This is a genomic window from Streptomyces sp. NPDC032472 (assembly GCF_040636955.1).
Classification (GTDB): Bacteria; Actinomycetota; Actinomycetes; order Streptomycetales; family Streptomycetaceae; genus Streptomyces.
Genome location: NZ_JBEZVK010000004.1, coordinates 100,502 through 117,232, shown reverse-complemented (window position 1 = coordinate 117,232; position 16,731 = coordinate 100,502). Strand labels below are relative to the sequence as shown.

Sequence of the window (16,731 nt, the reverse complement as noted above, 5' to 3'; positions counted from 1 at the left end):
CGACGGAAGGCAGGGGGGACGACAGATGGACGGCATACCGGCCATCCCGCACCAGCGGAACCACCCCGGGGCCGCCCCGGCCGCCCCGGCCGCCCCGGGGCCGAAGGCTGCGCCCGCCCCGGCGGCGCACACCCCCGTGCCCGAGGCGGCCACGTCCGCCGGAGCACCCGCAACCGAATCCCCGGCCGCCGCATCAACCACCGCGGCCCCGGCAGCCACGGCCGGAGCCACCGCCGCAACCGGAGCCGCATCCGCAGCAACCGCCGCAGCCGCCAAAGCCGACCCGGCCGGCTCCCGCTTCGCCGTCCTCGGCCCGATCCGCGCCTGGCGCGGCAGCGAGACCGTGCCCTCCGGCACCCCGCAGCAGCGCGCCCTGCTCGCCGCGCTCCTGCTGCGCGACGGCCGTACCGCCACGGCCGCCGAGCTGATCGACGCCATCTGGGGCGAGGACCCGCCGCAGCAGGCCCTGGCCACCATCCGGACGTACGCCTCCCGCCTGCGCAAGGTCCTCGCGCCGGGCACGCTCGTCACCGAGTCCGGCGGATACGCCATCCACACCCCCACCGGCACCCTCGACCTCGGCGTCGCCCGCACCCTCGCCGCCGACGCCGAGCAGGCCCGCACCGGCGGCGACCGCGCCCTCGCCCGTACGCTGCTCGCCCGCGCCCTCGACCTGTGGGACGGCGAGCCGCTCGCCGGGGTCCCGGGACCGGCCGCCGAGACCGAGCGCTCCCGGCTGGTGGAGTGGCGCCTGCAGCTGCTGGAGACCCGCCTGGACCTGGACCTGGAGGTCGGCCACCACGCCGAGGCCGTCTCCGAGCTGACCGCCCTGACGGCCGCCTATCCGCTGCGCGAGCGGCTGCGCGAGCTCCTCATGCTCGCCCTGTACCGCAGCGGCCGGCAGGCCGAGGCCCTCGCCGTGTACGCCGACACCCGCCGCCTCCTCGCCGACGAGCTCGGTGTCGACCCGCGGCCCCAGCTGGCCGCGCTGCAGCAGCGCATCCTGCGCGCCGACGCCGAGCTGGCCTGCGCCGAGGCCCCGGCCCGGGCCTCCGCGCCCCGCCACGTCCGGCCCGCCCAACTGCCCGCCACTGTGCCGGACTTCACGGGCCGGGCCACCTTCGTCAGCGAGCTCGGCGACATCCTCTCCACCGCCGACGGGCAGGTCATGGCCGTCTCCGCGCTCGCGGGGATCGGCGGCGTCGGCAAGACCACCCTCGCCGTGCACGTCGCGCACGCCGCCCGCCCGCACTTCCCCGACGGCCAGCTCTACGTCGACCTCCAGGGCACCGAGCCCCGCCCCGCCGAGCCCGTCGCCGTCCTCGGCTCCTTCCTGCGGGCGCTCGGCACCCCCGACACCGCGATCCCCGACACCGCCGACGAGCGGGCCGCGCTCTACCGCTCCACCCTCGACGGCCGGCGCGTCCTGGTCCTGCTCGACAACGCCCGCGACGCCGCCCAGGTCCGCCCGCTGCTGCCGGGCACCGCCGGCTGCGCCGCGCTGGTCACCAGCCGGGTCCGCATGGCGGGCCTCGCCGGGGCCCATCTCGTCGACCTGGACGTGATGAGCCCCGAGGAGGCCCTCCAGCTGTTCACCCGGATCGTGGGCGCCGAGCGGGTCGGCGCCGAGCGGCAGGCCGCCCTCGACGTCGTCGGCGCCTGCGGCTTCCTGCCGCTCGCGATCCGCATCGCCGCCTCCCGGCTGGCCGCCCGCCGCACCTGGACCGTCTCCGTCCTCGCCGCCAAGCTCGCCGACGAGCGCCGCCGCCTCGACGAGCTCCAGGCCGGCGACCTCGCCGTCAAGGCCACCTTCGAGCTCGGCTACGGCCAGCTGGAACCCGCCCAGCAGCGCGCGTTCCGCCTCCTCGGCCTCGCCGACGGGCCCGACATCTCCCTCGCCGCCGCGGCCGCCGTACTCGACCGGACCGAGCACGACACCGAGGACCTGCTGGAGGCTTTAGTCGACTGCTCGCTCCTCGAATCGGCAGCCCCGGGCCGCTACCGCTTCCACGACCTCGTACGCCTCTACGCGCGTGCGTGCGCCGAGCGCGACGAGCAGCCGCCGAGCGAGCGGGACGCCGCCCTGGACCGCCTGCTGGACTTCTACCTCGCCACCGCCTCCGCCGTGTACGCGGTCGAGCGGCCCGGCGACCGGCTCCCCGCCCACCTCTCCGCCACCCGCTACCCCGGCCTGCGCTTCACCGAGCCCCGCTCCGCCCTGGACTGGCTGTACGCGGAGGCCGACCCGCTGCTCGCCTGCGTACGGCAGTCGGCCGTGCGCACGACCGGGCAGGCGGACGTGCTGCGCCGGGCCGCGGACCTGCTGTGGGCGGCCAAGGACCTCGCCGAGTCCGGAGCCAACTCCAAGCAGTACGAGTCCGCCGCCGGGGCCCTGCGCGACGCCGCGCACGCCGCGAAGGACCCGCACGCCGAGGGCCGCGCCCGCACCGCCCTGACCAACGTCCACCTGGTCGCGGGCCGCTTCGCCGAGGCCGACGACGAGGCCCGCCAGGCCATGGTCCTGGCCCGCGAGGCCGGCGACCCGCTGCCCAGCTGCTGGGCGCCCAACGACCGCGGGATCATCGCCCTCTACCAGGGCCGGCACGCCGACGGCGAGCGCTACCTGCTGGAGGCCATCGAGAACTTCCGCGCCGACGGCAACCACATCGGCGAGGCCAGCGCCCTGTGCAACCTCTCCCGCATCCACGTGGAGCTGGGCCGGCTCGGCAGCGCGATCGACCTCGCCGAGCAGGGCATCGCCATATACGACCGGATGGGCCTGACCCTGCGGCTCGCCAACGGCCGCTACGCGCTCGGCATCGCCCTGACCGAGGCGGGCCGGCTCGGCGAGGCGCAGGCGCAGCTGACGGAGGCGCTGTCGCTCTTCCACGACAACCGCCAGCCGCTGTGGGAGGGTGTCACCCACTTCCGGCTGGCGGTGGCCCACCTGGCGGCGCACCGTCCCACCCTGGCCGCCGCGCACGCCGAGCAGGCGATCGCGCTGCGCGGGATCGGCGGGGAGTGGCGGCGGGCCACGGTGCTGACCGTCCTCGGCAAGGCGCTGCGGCGGCTCGGGCAGCGGGACCGGGCGCGGGTGTGCTGGCGGGACGCGGAGTCGATCTTCGCGCAGCTGGGGTCGGCGGAACTGGCCGAGGTGCAGGCGCTCCTGGCGTCGGAAATCGCGGCCTGACGGGCCCGGTTACCCTCTGAGCTGCGCGGACGGAAGCTGAACGAGGCATTCATCGTTCGTTTATCGCCGCGCGCCACCATGGATGCATCGACTCACCGCGTCGGGGGGCGCGGAGAGTCCGCTGGAGGAAAACCCGTTCGGCGGTCCGCGGGGGAATCGCCGAACGGGCCCGACCCATCCATCAGGAGATCCGATGACGACGAACGAGAACAGCCTGCCGGCCGACGCCGACATCATCCCGCTCGACAACCACGCTTCGGGCATCGAGATCAAGCCGCTCGACAGCCACGCGGGGAACGCCGACATCACGCCGATGGACAACCACGCCTCCGGCATCGAGATCAAGCCGCTCGACCAGCCGCTCGACAAGCCGGCTGCGGACGAGGGGATCGTGTCGCTGGACAACCACGCGTCCGGTCCGCGTCCGTAAGTCCGCACGACGTCCCACGGGGGATACGGGGGACGCACGCGGGAGCTCCACCACGGGGGATTCACGGGGGAATCAGGTGGAGCTCCTCCACCGGGGGGGCTGGGGGGAGTACGGGGGAGCACGGCCCCACGGGGGAACACGGGGGCACGGGGGGGCAACACGGGGGAGCACGGCCCCCGGGGGACACGGGGGAGGAACCGTCCCACGGGGGAGCACGGGGAAACCAGAACCACGGGGGAGCACAACGCAGGGAACGGCGGCCGCGGTGGCCCGGAGGGGGAGCCACCGCGGCCGCCGCGCTGCGTGCGTCACTAGGCTGGGGGCGTGTTCACCTCACAGGGACCGAGCCTGCGCGAGCTCGCCGTACAGGCCCTCTCTTCGGTCGAGCGGGGCTACGACCTGCTCGCGCCGAAGTTCGACCACACGCCGTTCCGCACCCCGGACCGCGTCCTCGACGCCGTCGAGGAGACCCTCGCCCGGTACGAGGGCTCCTTCGGCTCCGGCCTGGACCTGTGCTGCGGCACCGGCGCGGGCATCGGCATGCTGCGCCGGCTGTGCCGGGAGCGGGTCACCGGCGTCGACCTGAGCGCGGGCATGCTGGCCGAGGCCGAGCGGGTGTACGGGGACGGCGGGGGCGCCGGCCCGGGCGACACCGCCGGCCGGGTCGGCTTCGTCCGGGCCGATGCGCGGGCGCTGCCGGCCGCGCTGGACGACGCGTACGACCTGGCGGTCAGCTTCGGGGCGTTCGGGCACTTCCTGCCGACGGAGCGGCCCGCCCTGTTCTCCGGGGTCCACCGGGCGCTGCGCGCGGGCGGGGTGTTCGCCTTCCCGATCGGGGCGCCGCTCGCGCCGGGCTCGCCCCTGTGGTGGCTGGTGGCCGGCTTCGACGCGGCGATGCGGGTGCGCAACGCGGTGTGGCGGCCGCCGTTCGTCATGTACTACCGGACCTTCCCGCTGGGCGGGGTCCGGGCGGACCTGCGGGCGGCCGGGTTCACGGTGGAGACCGTACCGCTGGAGCAGTTCGGGCGGCGGCCGGACGGCAGCCCGCGGCTGCGGCTGGTGCTCGCCCGCAAGGGCTCCCGTCCGGCCTGACGCCGCCGCGCCTGCTCCTGCTACCGGGCGCGCAGCTCCCGTTTGAGGACCTTGCCGCTCGCGTTGCGCGGGAGTTCGGCGACGAACTCCACGGCACGCGGGACCTTGTAGTTGGCCATCTCCCGCCGCGACCAGGCGATCAGGTCGTCCGCGGTCAGCGTGGAGCCCGGGCGCCGGACCGCGTACGCCTTGCCGACCTCGCCGAGGCGGGGATCGGGGATGCCGACGACGGCGACGTCGGCTATGTCCGGGTGCAGGCCGAGGAGCTGCTCGATCTCGGCGGGGTAGGCGTTGAAACCGCCGACGATGAACATGTCCTTGATCCGGTCGGTGATGCGCAGGTTTCCGTCGGGGTCGAGGACGCCGACGTCGCCGGTGCGCAGCCAGCCGTCCGGGGTGATCGCCTCGGCGGTCTCGGCCGGGGCCTCGAAGTAGCCCTGCATGACGTGGTGGCCGCTGACCCACACCTCGCCGGGCTCGCCCGCGGGCAGCGCGGAGCCGTCGGCGGCGGCGATGCGGACGCGGGTGCCGGGGATGGCGCGGCCGGAGGTGGTGGCGATGACCTCGTCCGGGTCGCCGCGGCGGCACATGGTGACGATGCCGCCTGCCTCGGAGAGCCCGTAGGCGGTGAGGACGGTGGCGATGTGCAGCTCGCCGCGGAGCCGCTCGACGAGCCGGAGCGGGACGACGGCGGCACCGGTGACGACGAGGCGCAGCGCGGAGAGGTCGTGGTGGTCGCGCTGGGGGTGGTCGAGGAGGGACTGGTGGAGGGTGGGCGGGCCGGGGAGTACGGAGATCCGCTCGGCGGCGATGTTGGCGAGGGCGGTGTCCACGCTGAAGACCGGCTGGGGGACCATCGTGGCCCCGCGCATGAGACAGGCGAGGATGCCGGCCTTGTAGCCGAAGGTGTGGAAGAAGGGGTTCACGATCAGGTAGCGGTCGCCCTCGCGCAGGCCGGCGAGGGCGCTCCACACCTCGTAGCAGCGCAGGGACTGGGCGTGGGTGATGACGGCGCCCTTGGGGCTGCCGGTGGTGCCGGAGGTGTAGATGATGTCGGAGGGGGCTTCGGGGCGGATGGCTTCGGCCCGCCGGCGCACCGCCGCGGCGGGCACGGTGTCGCCCCCGGCCAGGAAGTCCTTCCAGGTCCGGAAGTCGGCGGGGGCGTCGTCGGAGAGCACCACGACCTGTTCGAGGTGCGGCAGCCCGGGCAGCGGCCCGCGGCCGCCGGCTGCGGCTCCGGCTCCGGCTCCGGCTGCGGCTGCGGCTCCGGCTGCGGCTCCGGGCGCAACGGCCTGCGGCCCCTCCCCCGCCCCGGCCTTCCCCGCGGCTCGCCGCAGGGAGGCCACGTAGGAGGTACCGAGGAAGGTGCCGGTGACGAAGAGCAGGCGGGCGCGGCTGCGCCGCAGGACGTACGCCGCTTCCGTGCCCTTGAAGCGGGTGTTGAGCGGGACGAGGACGGCGCCGGCCGAGACCGCGCCCAGGGCGGAGACGATCCAGTCGAGGGTGTTGGGCGCCCAGACGGCGACGCGGTCGCCGGCCCCGATGCCGGCGGCGATCGCGGCGGCCGCAGCCCGTTCGACGCGGGCGCCGAGCTCTGCGTAGGTGATGCGGATGCGGCCCTCCACCACCGCCTCCCGGTCGGCGTACCGCGCGGCGGCGGCGCGGACCAGTCCGGCGATGCTCCCCCAGCGCAGGTCCCCCCGCGCGTCCTCGACCTCCGGTGTCGCCGCGGGTGCGGCGCCGGCTGCCCCTGCGTCCTCGTCCATCGTCCGACCTCCCCGGGAACCGGTAGCTGACTGTTCGTCAGATTAGCTGTAGCCTTCGCGGCTGTCAGCACTGGCGCAGCCCCCGGAGGTGGCGATGGCGGCAACACTCAAGGACGCCACGGCGATAGTCGGCATCGGGCAGACGGCCTTCGCCCGGCAACTCCCCGAGTCCGAGAAGGAACTGGCCTGCCGGGCGATCCTCGCCGCCCTCGCGGACGCCGGCATCGCACCCTCCGAGGTCGACGCCTTCGCCTCGTACACCATGGAGGAGACCGACGAGGTCGAGGTCGCCAAGGCCATCGGCGCCGGCGACCTCACCTTCTTCTCCAAGGTCGGCTACGGCGGCGGCGGCTCCTGCGCCACCGTCGGCCACCTCGCCGCCGCCGTCGCCACCGGCCAGGCCACCGTCGGCGTGGCCTGGCGCTCCCGCAAACGCGGCTCGGGCCCCAGACCGTGGAAGAACACCGCGGTGCAGCTGCCCACCCCCGGCCAGTGGACCCGCCCCTTCGGGCTGCTTCGGCCCGCCGACGAGATCGCGATGCTGGCCCGCCGCTACATGCACGAGTACGGCGCCACCCGCGACCACCTCTTCAACGTGGCCATGGCCTGCCGCAACCGGGCCAACGAGAACCCCGCCGCGATCATGTACGAGCGGCCGCTGACCCGCGAGATGTACATGACCTCCCGCATGATCAGCGAACCGCTGTGCCTCTTCGACAACTGCCTGGAGACCGACGGCGCGCTGGCCTGCGTCATCGTCTCCGCAGAGCGGGCCCGGGACTGCCGGCAGCAGCCGGTGTACGTGCACGCCGTCGCCCAGGGCCTGCCCGCCCAGCACCACGGCATGGTCAACTACTGGAACGACGACCCGCTGTCCGGGCCCGCCTGGACCGCCGCCCGGCACCTGTGGAAACAGGCCGACTTCGGGCCGCAGGACGTCGACGTCGCCCAGATCTACGACGCCTTCACCCCGCTGATCCCGCTGTCCCTGGAGGGCTACGGCTTCTGCGGGCGCGGCGAGGGCGGCGCCTTCACCGAGGGCGGGGCCCTGGAGACGGGCGGCCGGCTGCCGATCAACACCGGCGGCGGGGGCCTGTCGGAGGCCTACGTCCACGGCTTCAACCTGATCAACGAGGGCGTCAAGCAGCTGCGCGGCACCTCCACCGCCCAGGTGCCGGACGCCGCCACCTGCCTGGTGACGGCGGGCGAGGGCGTCCCGACGTCCGCGATCCTGCTGCGCGCGTGAGGAGCGAAGCCATGACGGACACCACCACCGCTGCCGGTATTGCCGCCGAGGACCTGCTCCTGCCCGTCCCCGACGAGGACGGCGCCCCGTTCTGGGAGTACGCCGCCCGCGGTGAACTCCGCATCCAGGCCTGCACCGCCTGCGGCAGGCTCCGCTTCCCGCCGCGCCCCTGCTGCCCGCACTGCCAGTCCTTCGGCTCCGCGTGGCAGCCGATGAGCGGCAAGGGCCGGATCTGGTCGTACGTGCGGCCGCATCCGCCGCTGCTGCCCGCGTACGCCGCGCAGGCCCCGTACAACGTGGTCCTCGTGGAGCTCGCCGAGGCCCCGCACATCCGGCTGGCCGGGAACCTGGTCACGGGCGCCGACGCCCCGCTGAACTCGGTGGATCCGGCCCGGCTGCGGATCGGCGCGCGGGTGCAGGTGGTGTTCGGGCGGGCCGGCGGCTTCGCCGTGCCGCGCTGGGTGCTGGAGCGGCCGTGACGCTGCGGGTGGAGCGGGACGAGGCCGCCGGGGTCGCGGTCGTCACCCTGGACCGGGAACGCCGGCACAACGCGATCGACCTCGCGACGGCCGCCGCACTGACGGCGACGTGGCGGGAGTTGCGCCACGACGACGAGATCCGGGCGGTGGTGCTGACGGGGTCGGGCGAGGCCGCGTTCTGCACGGGCATCGACCGGGACGTCTGCGTGCCGCAGCCCTCCTCACCGTACTCGGTGGACGATCCGCTGCAGGCGGTCGGCCCGAAGGCGGCCGACCTGTGGAAGCCGGTCGTGGCCGCGGTCAACGGGATGGCGTGCGGCGGGGCGTTCTACCTGCTGGGCGAGTCGGAGTTCCTCATCGCCTCGCGGACCGCGACGTTCTTCGACCCGCACACCTCGTACGGCATGGTCAGCGCGTACGAGGCCGTGTACATGGCGCAGCGGATGCCGTTCGGGGAGGCGGCCCGGATGTCCCTGATGGGGACGGCTGAGCGGCTCTCGGCGCAGCGGGCGTACGAGATCGGCCTGGTCTCGGAGCTGGCGGCGCCCGGGGAGCTGCTGGAGGCGGCCCTGCGGGCGGCGCGGACGCTGGCCTCCTTCCCGACGGAGGCGGTGCAGGGCACCGTACGGGCCCTGTGGTCGGCGAAGCAGGCGGCCCTGCAGCAGGCCCTGGCACAGGCCCCGGCCCTGATCGCCCTGGGGAACCTGCCCCCGGACCGACAGACAGCCCTCTTCGCCGACCGGCGGACGACGCCGGAGCCCCGCGTGCGCTGACAGAAGGGACCGGCCCCGCGCGGCTTCAGCGTGACGCGGACGCGTGATGTCCCCCCATAAGATCGATGCCGGCCAGCGGGGGGAGACACGCGGTGATGGGACGGCTCCGGGACAAGTTGACTGGTACCGCGTACCCGCGCAGCGGGGTCGCACCAGCGCCCGCTGCGGAGGTCCGGGCAGCACTACTCGCGGTCAACGGCCCCTCCAAGCGGTTCGTCGTGCGCGACGGCACCCCGAAGGAAGGTGCCGACCTGGTGGCCGAGTGCGAGTTCCCTGCACTCGACGTGGTCCTCAAGACCCGGATGCGCCTCGACCCTTTGGCAAACGAGGTGCGTGTCCTCGAAGAGCGGTGGGGCCCGACCCCCGAGGGCTCGGGTCGGCAGTACGGCCGTGGGCCGGCGGACAGGGTCTACCGGCAGTGGGAGTTCAAGCAGGGTGCGGACGGCCGTCGACACAAGGTCGAGGCCTTCCGCTTCGACACCCGGGACATGAGGAATCCCCTGCAGAAGGTGGTCCTCGGCAGGGGATGGACCTGGCGCGGCGCCCTGTTCAAGCTATGACCGCGATGCGGCTCCGCCTCAGGTGATCTTGCCGACCTGGCAGCGCTGGACGTCGCCGACCTTGCCCGCGTTGACCATCGGGACGGTGACCGTCTGGGTTTCGCGCGGCTTGAGCGTGACGGTGACGGAAGTCCGGTCGACCACGCCCGCGTTGCCCTCGAAGGTGAGCGGCACGCTCACGGTCCGCTGGCTGTCGAGGTCGGAGGTCACCTGGAGGACGGCCTTCGTGCGGCCGGGCGCGGCGCAGGAGACGACCGTGGCGTGGGCGGGGGCGTCGCTCTTCTTGTTCTTGCTGCTGCTGCCGCTGGTGCTCGTGCTGTCGCTGCTGTTGCTGCTGCCATGGCTCTTGCTGGACGAGCAGCCGTGGCCACCACTGCTGTGCTTGCCGTGACCGGACGAGAAGCCGGTGAGCGAGAGCACCACAACCGCGAGTGCTGCACTGAATCTGATACGACGTCCGGCCACCATGGCGCAATTCCTTCCCCCGGGACAACGGCGGGACACGCTACCAAATGGCTCGGACAAGACCACCACAGCGGATTCTTCGCGCCAGTCGTGCAACCGCGCACCACCCTCCTCCCGTCCTTCACTGCATTCGCACACGATGCCGACGCCGCCCGGCGGAGTGGCATGGTTGTCATGCATAGGATCAGGGTCTGCCGACGGGGGAGACGCAACATGTCAGTTGAATCCGGCCAGGACCGCCACGTGGAGATGCGGCTCAATCATGTGCCGATGGACCCGGGCGGTTCCGGTGGTTCCGGTGGCGGGCAGGCGGACTTCGCCTCCACGCCCGCCGAGAAGAAGGCGGCCGCCAACACCATCGAGACCGAGCTCGAGCCGAACACCAAGAAGGCCGCCGAGCACGCGGACGACGCCACCAGCACCGCCCAGAAGGGCTTCGACGGCTGGGAGACGGCCGCCGGCCTGAAGACGGTCGCGGAGACCTGGGACAAGCAGGTCAAGGTGCTGATGGGCCGGCTGTCCTCGGAGAAGGGCGCGCTGCGCGGGGCCTCGGGCCTGTTCGTGCAGAACGACTACGGCATCGGCGGCTCCTTCCCGGGCTCCAAGTCCAAGCTGAACGGCCTGTAGGGGGAGCTGAGCTGTGGCACTGAACTACCACGAGGTCATGACCACGGACCTCGGTCTGCTGACGACGGCGGCCGGCAAGTGGGACTCGATGGCCGCCGAGCTGAACAAGGTCGAGACCCGCTACGGCGACACCGTCCAGAAGATCACCATGGGCAACACCTGGACCGGCGTCAGCGCCGGCACCGCCGAGGCCGGGTTCAAGGCGACGCGCTACGAGTACGCCGCCGCGCAGACCCAGGCCAAGGCGATCGCGAGCCTGCTGCGCGATGCGCACACCCAGTTCGCCGACCTGAAGAAGAAGCTCGAAAGCGCCCGCGACGACGCGATAGCCGCCGGCATGTCGGTCTCCGAGCAGGGCCGCGTCGCCTTCGACTGGTCCAAGCTCACCCCCTCCGAACGCAGCGCCTACCACCACGACCCCGACGGCCAGAAGACGATCGGCGAAGCCGTCGCCAAGTGGCAGAAGCACATCGACGACCGCGTCAAGGCGGTCGACGAGCTCGACCAGAACGTCAAGCTCGCGCTGAGCGCCGAGGTCATCGACAGCAACAAGGACGCCTTCGGCAAGGGCGCGGACGCCACGTTCAACGGGTTCAACGCCGGCGCCAAGGGCAAGCTTGACGACGCCGTGAAGGACGCGAAGGCCATCCAGGCCGCCTCAGCGGGCGTCAAGGAGAAGGACAACGGCGTCACGGTGACCGGGCCCGATGTCGGCCTCACCATCAGCGGCGTCAAGAACGGCAAGGAAGGCCAGATCAAGGCCTACGCCGACCTCTTCCACGCGAAGGCGGAGGGCTCGACCACCATGGGCGGGGTCAAGCTCTCCGGCATCGACGACTTCACCGTGGGCGCCCGCACCAGCGCGAGCTGGGGCCTCACCAACGCAGGCGTCAACGGCAAGGCCGAGGTGTCCGCGGGCGTCCGTACGCTGACGGGCGGCAAGGCCGAGTACGGGCACGTCGGCGTCAACGGCCGCGTCGAGGGCTTCGCCGGCGGCGAGGCCTCGGTCGGCGTCGGCGCGGGCAAGGACGGCCTCAACGCCAGCGCCAAGGCATTCGCCGGCGCCAAGGCCACCGCGGCCGGCGGCGGCGAGCTCGCCGGCATCGGCGCCGGCGGTACGGCCGAGGGCTGGGCCGGTGCGGGCGTCGAGGCCAAGGCCACCTTCGGCAAGGGCGAGGACGGCAAGTGGCACATCGGCGGCAAGGTGGGTGCCGCCGTCGGCGTCGGCGGATCCGTCGGCGCGGAGTTCACGGTCGACCCCCACAAGGTCGGCGAGGCCTTCGACGATGCGGCCGACGCGGTCGGCGACTTCGCCGGCGGGGTCAAGGACACGGTCGGCGGCTGGTTCGACTGATGTACGTTTCCCAGGAATCCGAGGAAGGGGGCCCCGAAATGCCCGCGACACTGCCCGTGCCGATCGAATTCAGCCTGCCGGAGGGCTGGCAGGCGGCCCCTCCGGAGGAGGTCGGCGCCCACGACGTGGCCTTCATCGCGCTGCACCCGCAGCCGGACGCCGGCTTCACCGCCAACATCACCATCGACGGCGACTTCCTGCCTGACGAGGTGACGCTGGAGGAGCTGGCCGACGCGTCGGTGGAGCGCGTGCGCGAGGCCACGGGCTCCGTGGCCCTCGTCGGCCGCCGCGAGATCGGCTCCCCCGAGGCGCCGGGCCTCACCCAGCGCCTCGCCCTGTCGGCCGTCGTCGCCGGCGCCGCCCGCGACCTCGCCCAGACGCAGGTCTACATGACCATCGTGGACGCCGTGGACCCGCACAAGCGCGCCATGATCCGCACCGTCCTGACGGCCACCGCCGCCCAGCACGACAGCGTCCTGCCGGACTTCCAGGCCTTCCTGCGCACCGTACGCCCGGACACAGGGACGGGGGCCTGACGATGGGGCTGTTCGACAAGCTCACCGGCACCCGGCACCCGGACGGCGGTGTCGCCCCGCGGCCCGCCGCCGAGGTCCGGGAGGCGCTGCTCGCGGTCGGCGGCGCGGACAAGCCGTACGTCGTACGCAACGCCCGCCCCGCGGAGAAGGCCGACCTGGTGGCCGAGTGGCGGGTCCTGGAACCCGCCTGGCGGAACTTCTTCCTCACCTCCCGCCTCGACCGCACCCTGAAGATCAGGCTGCGCCTGGTCGCCGACAAGCGCGAAGTGCGGGCGCTCGACGAGCAGCTGGAGGTCAGCTGGATCGGCGACACCCCCCGGATCGTGGTGTCGGCCGAGGCGAGCCGCGGGCAGGTGAGCACGGTCTCCAAGCGGTGGACCATCGAGAAGGGGCCCGACGGCCGCCGCGGCCTGACCGAGGACTTCAGCTTCGACACCTCGGACTTGAAGGACCCGCTGCGCGAAGCGGTCCTCGGCGCGGGCTGGACCTGGCGCGGCGTCCTCCTCAAGCTGTGACCCGCCGCCGACTGTGGGACCGGTACATGGGCACCCACCACGCCGATGCGGGCGCCGTGCCGCTCCCCACGCAGGAGCTCCGGCACGCACTGCTCGCGCTGAACGGGACGGGCGTGCCCTTCGGCGTGCGCGAGGCCGGCGGCGGGAAAGCCCACCTGCTGGCCGAGTGGCGGGTCCTGGAGCCCGCCTGGGGCTCCGGCATCAACCGCCGGCAGGTGGAGCGGACCTTCAAGGTCTGGATCCGGCTGCTCCCCGAGGAGCGCGAGGTCCGGGCCGTGGACGAGCAGTGGGCCGTGACGCGCGCCGGGCCGCCGCCGGGCCGGATCGTGCAGCGCGAGGGCGGCCGCGGGCCGATCCGCACGGTGCAGACGCGCCGGACGCTCGAACGCGGGCCTGACGGCCGCCGCAAGTGGGTCGAATCGTTCCGCCTGGACACCCGGGACATGAAGGACCCGCTACGAAAGACCGTGGTCGGCGCCGGGTGGACCTGGCGCGGGGCGCTCCGGCTCTGACGGGCACGGCCGGACGGCCCCGTCCCCAAGGGGAGGGGCCGTCCGGCCGTGCGCGGGTCGGCGGAATGCCGAAGGGTCAGGCCTGCTCGACGACGCCCGAGGCCGCGACCTCGATCTTGGCGCGGGTGGCGCCCGACGGGGAGCCCAGCTTCTCGATCTGGTCGACGATGTCCGTGCCCTCGACGACCTCGCCGAAGACGACGTGCTTGCCGTCCAGCCACGGGGTGACGACGGTGGTGATGAAGAACTGCGAGCCGTTGGTGTTGCGGCCGGCGTTCGCCATCGACAGCAGGTACGGGCGGTCGTGCTTGAGCTGGAAGTTCTCGTCCGCGAACTTCTCGCCGTAGATGCTCTTGCCGCCGGTGCCGTTCTGGTTGGTGAAGTCGCCGCCCTGCAGCATGAACTGCGGGATGACGCGGTGGAACGGCGAGCCCGCGTAGCCGTAGCCGTGCTGGCCGGTGGCCAGCTCGCGGAAGTTCTTCGTGGTCTTCGGGACCACGTCGTCGAAGAGGCGGAAGACGATGCGGCCGGCGGGCTGGCCGTCGATGTTGATGTCGAAGTAGACGTTGCTCATGGGGTACATCCTGTCACTCCCGGTACCGTGCGCCACTCGGCGGGGCCGAAACCCCGCCGCCCGCCGCGGCCCGCGGCTCAGCCGGACGTACGGGTGCCCGTCCCCTTCGCCGCGTCGAGCGCGTACACGCAGCGGTCCTTGCTGCAGGCGTAGACCACACCGCCCTCGGCCACCGGCGCGCCGGCGATCTCGCCGCCCGTGGCCAGCTTCCAGCGCAGCTGCCCGCCGGCCGCGTCCAGCGTGTACAGGCAGTGGTCGGCCGAGCCGAAGTGGACGCGCCCGTCGGCGACGGCCGGCGGGCCGGTGATCTCGCCGCCCGCGGCGAACCGCCACTTCGGGGTGCCGGTGACCGCGTCGAGCGTGTACAGGGCGCTGCCGGCGCCGAGGTGGACGTTGCCGCCGGCGACCAGCACCGGGTCGGCGGACGGCCGCGGCTCGGTGGCGATGCGCCAGCGGTCCTTGCCGGTGACCGCGTCCAGGGCGTAGACGGTGCCGAGGTAGTCGGCGAGGTAGACGCCGCCGCCGGTGACGGCCGGGCCGGGCGCGAAGGCCGGCGGGGCCAGGAAGACGGCCGGGGACTCGAAGTGCCAGCGGACCCGGCCGGAGGCGCGGTCGACGGACAGGACGCGGGTGCCGGCGGCGACGTAGACGTTGCCGTCCGGGCCGGGGGTGACGCGTACGGGGACGTTGCCGCAGGAGGCGGCGTCGCCGATCGGGTAGGACCAGGACTCCAGGCCGCTGCGGGCGTCGAGGGCGCGCAGCCGGGCGTCCTGCCAGACGTACACGGTGCCGTCATGCAGGACGGGCGCGGCCTCGGGGGTCTCGAAGTCGCTCTGGGCTCCGGTCAGCTCCCACAGCTTCTGCCCGTTGGAGGCCTCCCAGCCCTGTACGCCGCCGCCGCGGGTGGCGGTGATGACGGTGCCGCGTTCGGCGCGCAGGGCGTACACCCAGGCGTCGGTGGACAGCCGCCAGCGCTCGGCGCCGTCGGAGGCGTCCAGGGCGTAGAGGGAGGGTCCGTCGGAGGCGTGGATGCGGCCCTCGGCGACGGCCATGGACCAGGCGACGTCGCGGGTCTTGAACTGGCGGCGGCCGGTGGCGACGTCCAGGGCGTGCACCTCGAAGGAGGTGACGTAGAGCAGGTCGCCGGCGACGGTCGGGGTGCCCCAGACCTCGTTGGACATGCGGAACCGCCAGGGGCGCCAGCGGCCGCTGTCGGGGGCCTGGCCGGGCGCGGGCACGGCGGCCGCCGCTCCGGCCGCGGAGGCCCCGGAGGCGGACGCCGGGGCGGGCAGGTGCCCGGAGGGGGGTGCCGCGCCGCCGCCGGGCGGGCGGACCCAGCCGGTCGCGGAGTCGACGGCCCCGGCGTGCGCGGCGGGGGCGGCGGCGGTCGCGCGCGGCCCGGGCCCGATCGGGACGGGGGAGCCGCCGAGGCGGACGGGCTCGCCTGACGGTGCGGGCGTCGCGGGCCGCGGCGGGTGCTGCGGACGCTGCGGGAGGGGCTGGCCGGTGCGCGGGTCGGTCCACGGGTCGGCGGCGCCTCGGGGCTCGCGGCGCTGGGTCGGGCCGCCGTCGGAGGCGGGACGGGAGGCGCCTGCGCCGCCGCGTCCGGGGGCGGGGACGGCATTGGTGCGCTGGCCGCCCGCACGCCGGGCCTCGATCATCGCCATGGCCCGGCCGGGCAGCCACGCGGAGGCGGTGCCGCTGTCGTCGCCGCCGTCGAAGAGGTGCGGGGCGAGCTGCGCCTGCAGGTCGGCGGGGGTGGGCCGCTGGGTGGCGTCCATCTGCATGCAGGACTCGATGAGCGGGCGCAGCTCGTCGGGCAGCCCCTCGAGGTTGGGTTCCTCGCGCAGCAGCATGAACACCGTCTCGACCGGGTTGGCCCCGTGGTACGGCGGGTGTCCGGTCGCGGCGAAGACCAGCGTCGAGCCGAGGGAGAACACGTCGCTGGCGCCCTTGACGCTGCGGGAGTCCTTGGCCTGCTCGGGCGACATGTAGGCGGGGGTGCCGACGGCGACGTTCGTCATGGTCAGGCGGGTGTTGGACACGCCGCTGGCGATACCGAAGTCGATCACGCGGGGGCCGTCCTCGACCACCAGCACGTTGGACGGCTTCAGGTCGCGGTGGACCAGGCCCGCCCCGTGGATGGACTGCAGGGCCTCGGCGATGCCGGCGGCGAGCCAGCGCACGGCCTGGGCGGGCATCGGCCCGCACTCGTTGACGATCTCCTCCAGGGAGGGCGCGGGCACGTACGCGGTCGCCAGCCACGGCACGGCGGCGCGCGGGTCGGCGTCGACGACGGCCGCGGTGTAGAAGCCGGAGACGGCGCGGGCCGCCTCCACCTCACGGGTGAAGCGCACCCGGAACAGCTGGTCCTCGGCGAGCTCGGTCCGGACCGTTTTGATCGCCACGCGGCGTCCGGACGCCGACCGTGCGAGATAGACCAGCCCCATGCCGCCGGCGCCGAGCCGTCCCAGCACCTCGAAGGGGCCGATCCGTCTCGGGTCGTGCTGCGTCAGCTGCTCCACCACTCGCCTCACACCTCCCCGTACGGGCCTCTGCCTGGCCCGTTTCCACCTGCACGCGTGCCGGCACGGCGGTCGTCCCCGTGCAGC

The 16,731-nt window shown here is 73.8% G+C and carries 16 protein-coding genes; 12 read left to right on the top strand and 4 right to left on the bottom strand.

The genetic code is table 11. The features are described from left to right. Positions 1-25 precede the first annotated feature (25 nt). From AB0F11_RS03810 to AB0F11_RS03800, 3 genes are all read left to right on the top strand, one after another. A complete protein-coding gene (locus AB0F11_RS03810) occupies positions 26-3,190 on the top strand; it encodes a BTAD domain-containing putative transcriptional regulator (RefSeq protein ID WP_362168014.1) in 3,165 nt (1,054 codons plus the stop codon). Positions 3,191-3,383: 193 nt separating this feature from the next. Next, on the top strand, positions 3,384-3,620 hold the full coding sequence (locus tag AB0F11_RS03805; protein ID WP_362168011.1) for a hypothetical protein: 237 nt from the start codon (positions 3,384-3,386) through the stop codon (positions 3,618-3,620). A gap of 324 nt (positions 3,621-3,944) precedes the next feature. Next, complete coding sequence (locus AB0F11_RS03800) at positions 3,945-4,712, top strand: class I SAM-dependent methyltransferase (protein WP_362168009.1); 768 nt, start codon at positions 3,945-3,947, stop codon at positions 4,710-4,712. A gap of 20 nt (positions 4,713-4,732) precedes the next feature. Here the strand turns inward: AB0F11_RS03800 and AB0F11_RS03795 are convergent, their stop codons facing one another. Next, the gene (locus tag AB0F11_RS03795) at positions 4,733-6,478 is read right to left on the bottom strand and encodes an AMP-binding protein (RefSeq protein WP_362168006.1); all 1,746 of its coding nucleotides are present in this window, start codon (positions 6,476-6,478) and stop codon (positions 4,733-4,735) included. A gap of 94 nt (positions 6,479-6,572) precedes the next feature. Between AB0F11_RS03795 and AB0F11_RS03790 the strand changes: the two genes are divergently transcribed. The 4 genes from AB0F11_RS03790 to AB0F11_RS03775 all read left to right on the top strand — a co-directional run bounded on the left by AB0F11_RS03790 (position 6,573) and on the right by AB0F11_RS03775 (position 9,536). Further along, positions 6,573-7,724, top strand: a complete 1,152-nt coding sequence (locus AB0F11_RS03790; RefSeq protein ID WP_362168004.1) for a lipid-transfer protein — start codon at positions 6,573-6,575, stop codon at positions 7,722-7,724. A gap of 11 nt (positions 7,725-7,735) precedes the next feature. After that, entirely contained in the window at positions 7,736-8,203 is a 468-nt protein-coding gene (locus AB0F11_RS03785) for an OB-fold domain-containing protein (protein ID WP_362168002.1), read from the top strand. Then, positions 8,200-8,976 carry an enoyl-CoA hydratase/isomerase family protein gene (locus AB0F11_RS03780; protein ID WP_362168000.1) on the top strand — a complete coding sequence of 259 codons (777 nt, stop codon included), beginning with the start codon at positions 8,200-8,202 and terminating at the stop codon, positions 8,974-8,976. Before AB0F11_RS03785 ends, AB0F11_RS03780 begins: the two co-directional genes overlap by 4 nt. A gap of 95 nt (positions 8,977-9,071) precedes the next feature. Beyond that, entirely contained in the window at positions 9,072-9,536 is a 465-nt protein-coding gene (locus AB0F11_RS03775) for a hypothetical protein (RefSeq protein WP_362167998.1), read from the top strand. Positions 9,537-9,554: 18 nt separating this feature from the next. Here the strand turns inward: AB0F11_RS03775 and AB0F11_RS03770 are convergent, their stop codons facing one another. Continuing rightward, entirely contained in the window at positions 9,555-10,004 is a 450-nt protein-coding gene (locus AB0F11_RS03770) for a hypothetical protein (protein ID WP_362167996.1), read from the bottom strand. 267 nt (positions 10,005-10,271) lie between these two features. Here AB0F11_RS03770 and AB0F11_RS03765 point away from each other — a divergent pair, with 267 nt between their 5' ends. The 5 genes from AB0F11_RS03765 to AB0F11_RS03745 are packed head-to-tail and all read left to right on the top strand — an operon-like array spanning position 10,272 to position 13,545. Further along, complete coding sequence (locus AB0F11_RS03765) at positions 10,272-10,628, top strand: hypothetical protein (RefSeq protein ID WP_362168198.1); 357 nt, start codon at positions 10,272-10,274, stop codon at positions 10,626-10,628. Between the two features lie 13 nt (positions 10,629-10,641). After that, the gene (locus tag AB0F11_RS03760) at positions 10,642-11,982 is read left to right on the top strand and encodes a hypothetical protein (protein ID WP_362167994.1); all 1,341 of its coding nucleotides are present in this window, start codon (positions 10,642-10,644) and stop codon (positions 11,980-11,982) included. A 38-nt stretch (positions 11,983-12,020) separates the two neighbouring features. Beyond that, entirely contained in the window at positions 12,021-12,518 is a 498-nt protein-coding gene (locus AB0F11_RS03755) for a hypothetical protein (RefSeq protein WP_362167991.1), read from the top strand. Between the two features lie 2 nt (positions 12,519-12,520). Beyond that, positions 12,521-13,033, top strand: a complete 513-nt coding sequence (locus AB0F11_RS03750) for a hypothetical protein (RefSeq protein ID WP_362167989.1) — start codon at positions 12,521-12,523, stop codon at positions 13,031-13,033. Then, positions 13,030-13,545 (top strand): hypothetical protein, encoded by a 516-nt coding sequence (locus AB0F11_RS03745; protein ID WP_362167987.1) that lies wholly within the window; start codon positions 13,030-13,032, stop codon positions 13,543-13,545. Before AB0F11_RS03750 ends, AB0F11_RS03745 begins: the two co-directional genes overlap by 4 nt. Positions 13,546-13,621: 76 nt before the next feature. On the opposite strand, the gene AB0F11_RS03740 is transcribed toward AB0F11_RS03745, so the two are convergent. Both AB0F11_RS03740 and AB0F11_RS03735 read right to left on the bottom strand, forming a co-directional pair. Then, complete coding sequence (locus AB0F11_RS03740; protein WP_362167985.1) at positions 13,622-14,119, bottom strand: peptidylprolyl isomerase; 498 nt, start codon at positions 14,117-14,119, stop codon at positions 13,622-13,624. A 77-nt stretch (positions 14,120-14,196) separates the two neighbouring features. Beyond that, positions 14,197-16,647 (bottom strand): PQQ-binding-like beta-propeller repeat protein, encoded by a 2,451-nt coding sequence (locus AB0F11_RS03735; RefSeq protein WP_362167983.1) that lies wholly within the window; start codon positions 16,645-16,647, stop codon positions 14,197-14,199. Positions 16,648-16,731: the final 84 nt, after the last annotated feature.

Excerpts from the sequence above, each read along its gene's own strand:
- AB0F11_RS03795 (WP_362168006.1), bottom strand. The coding sequence starts at position 6,478 with ATGGACGAGGACGCAGGGGCAGCCGGCGCCGCACCCGCGGCGACACCG.
- AB0F11_RS03805 (WP_362168011.1), top strand. The coding sequence starts at position 3,384 with ATGACGACGAACGAGAACAGCCTGCCGGCCGACGCCGACATCATCCCG.
- AB0F11_RS03785 (WP_362168002.1), top strand. The coding sequence starts at position 7,736 with ATGACGGACACCACCACCGCTGCCGGTATTGCCGCCGAGGACCTGCTC.
- AB0F11_RS03810 (WP_362168014.1), top strand. The coding sequence starts at position 26 with ATGGACGGCATACCGGCCATCCCGCACCAGCGGAACCACCCCGGGGCC.
- AB0F11_RS03770 (WP_362167996.1), bottom strand. The coding sequence starts at position 10,004 with ATGGTGGCCGGACGTCGTATCAGATTCAGTGCAGCACTCGCGGTTGTG.
- AB0F11_RS03750 (WP_362167989.1), top strand. The coding sequence starts at position 12,521 with ATGGGGCTGTTCGACAAGCTCACCGGCACCCGGCACCCGGACGGCGGT.
- AB0F11_RS03755 (WP_362167991.1), top strand. The coding sequence starts at position 12,021 with ATGCCCGCGACACTGCCCGTGCCGATCGAATTCAGCCTGCCGGAGGGC.
- AB0F11_RS03790 (WP_362168004.1), top strand. The coding sequence starts at position 6,573 with ATGGCGGCAACACTCAAGGACGCCACGGCGATAGTCGGCATCGGGCAG.
- AB0F11_RS03775 (WP_362167998.1), top strand. The coding sequence starts at position 9,072 with ATGGGACGGCTCCGGGACAAGTTGACTGGTACCGCGTACCCGCGCAGC.
- AB0F11_RS03740 (WP_362167985.1), bottom strand. The coding sequence starts at position 14,119 with ATGAGCAACGTCTACTTCGACATCAACATCGACGGCCAGCCCGCCGGC.
- AB0F11_RS03765 (WP_362168198.1), top strand. The coding sequence starts at position 10,272 with ATGGACCCGGGCGGTTCCGGTGGTTCCGGTGGCGGGCAGGCGGACTTC.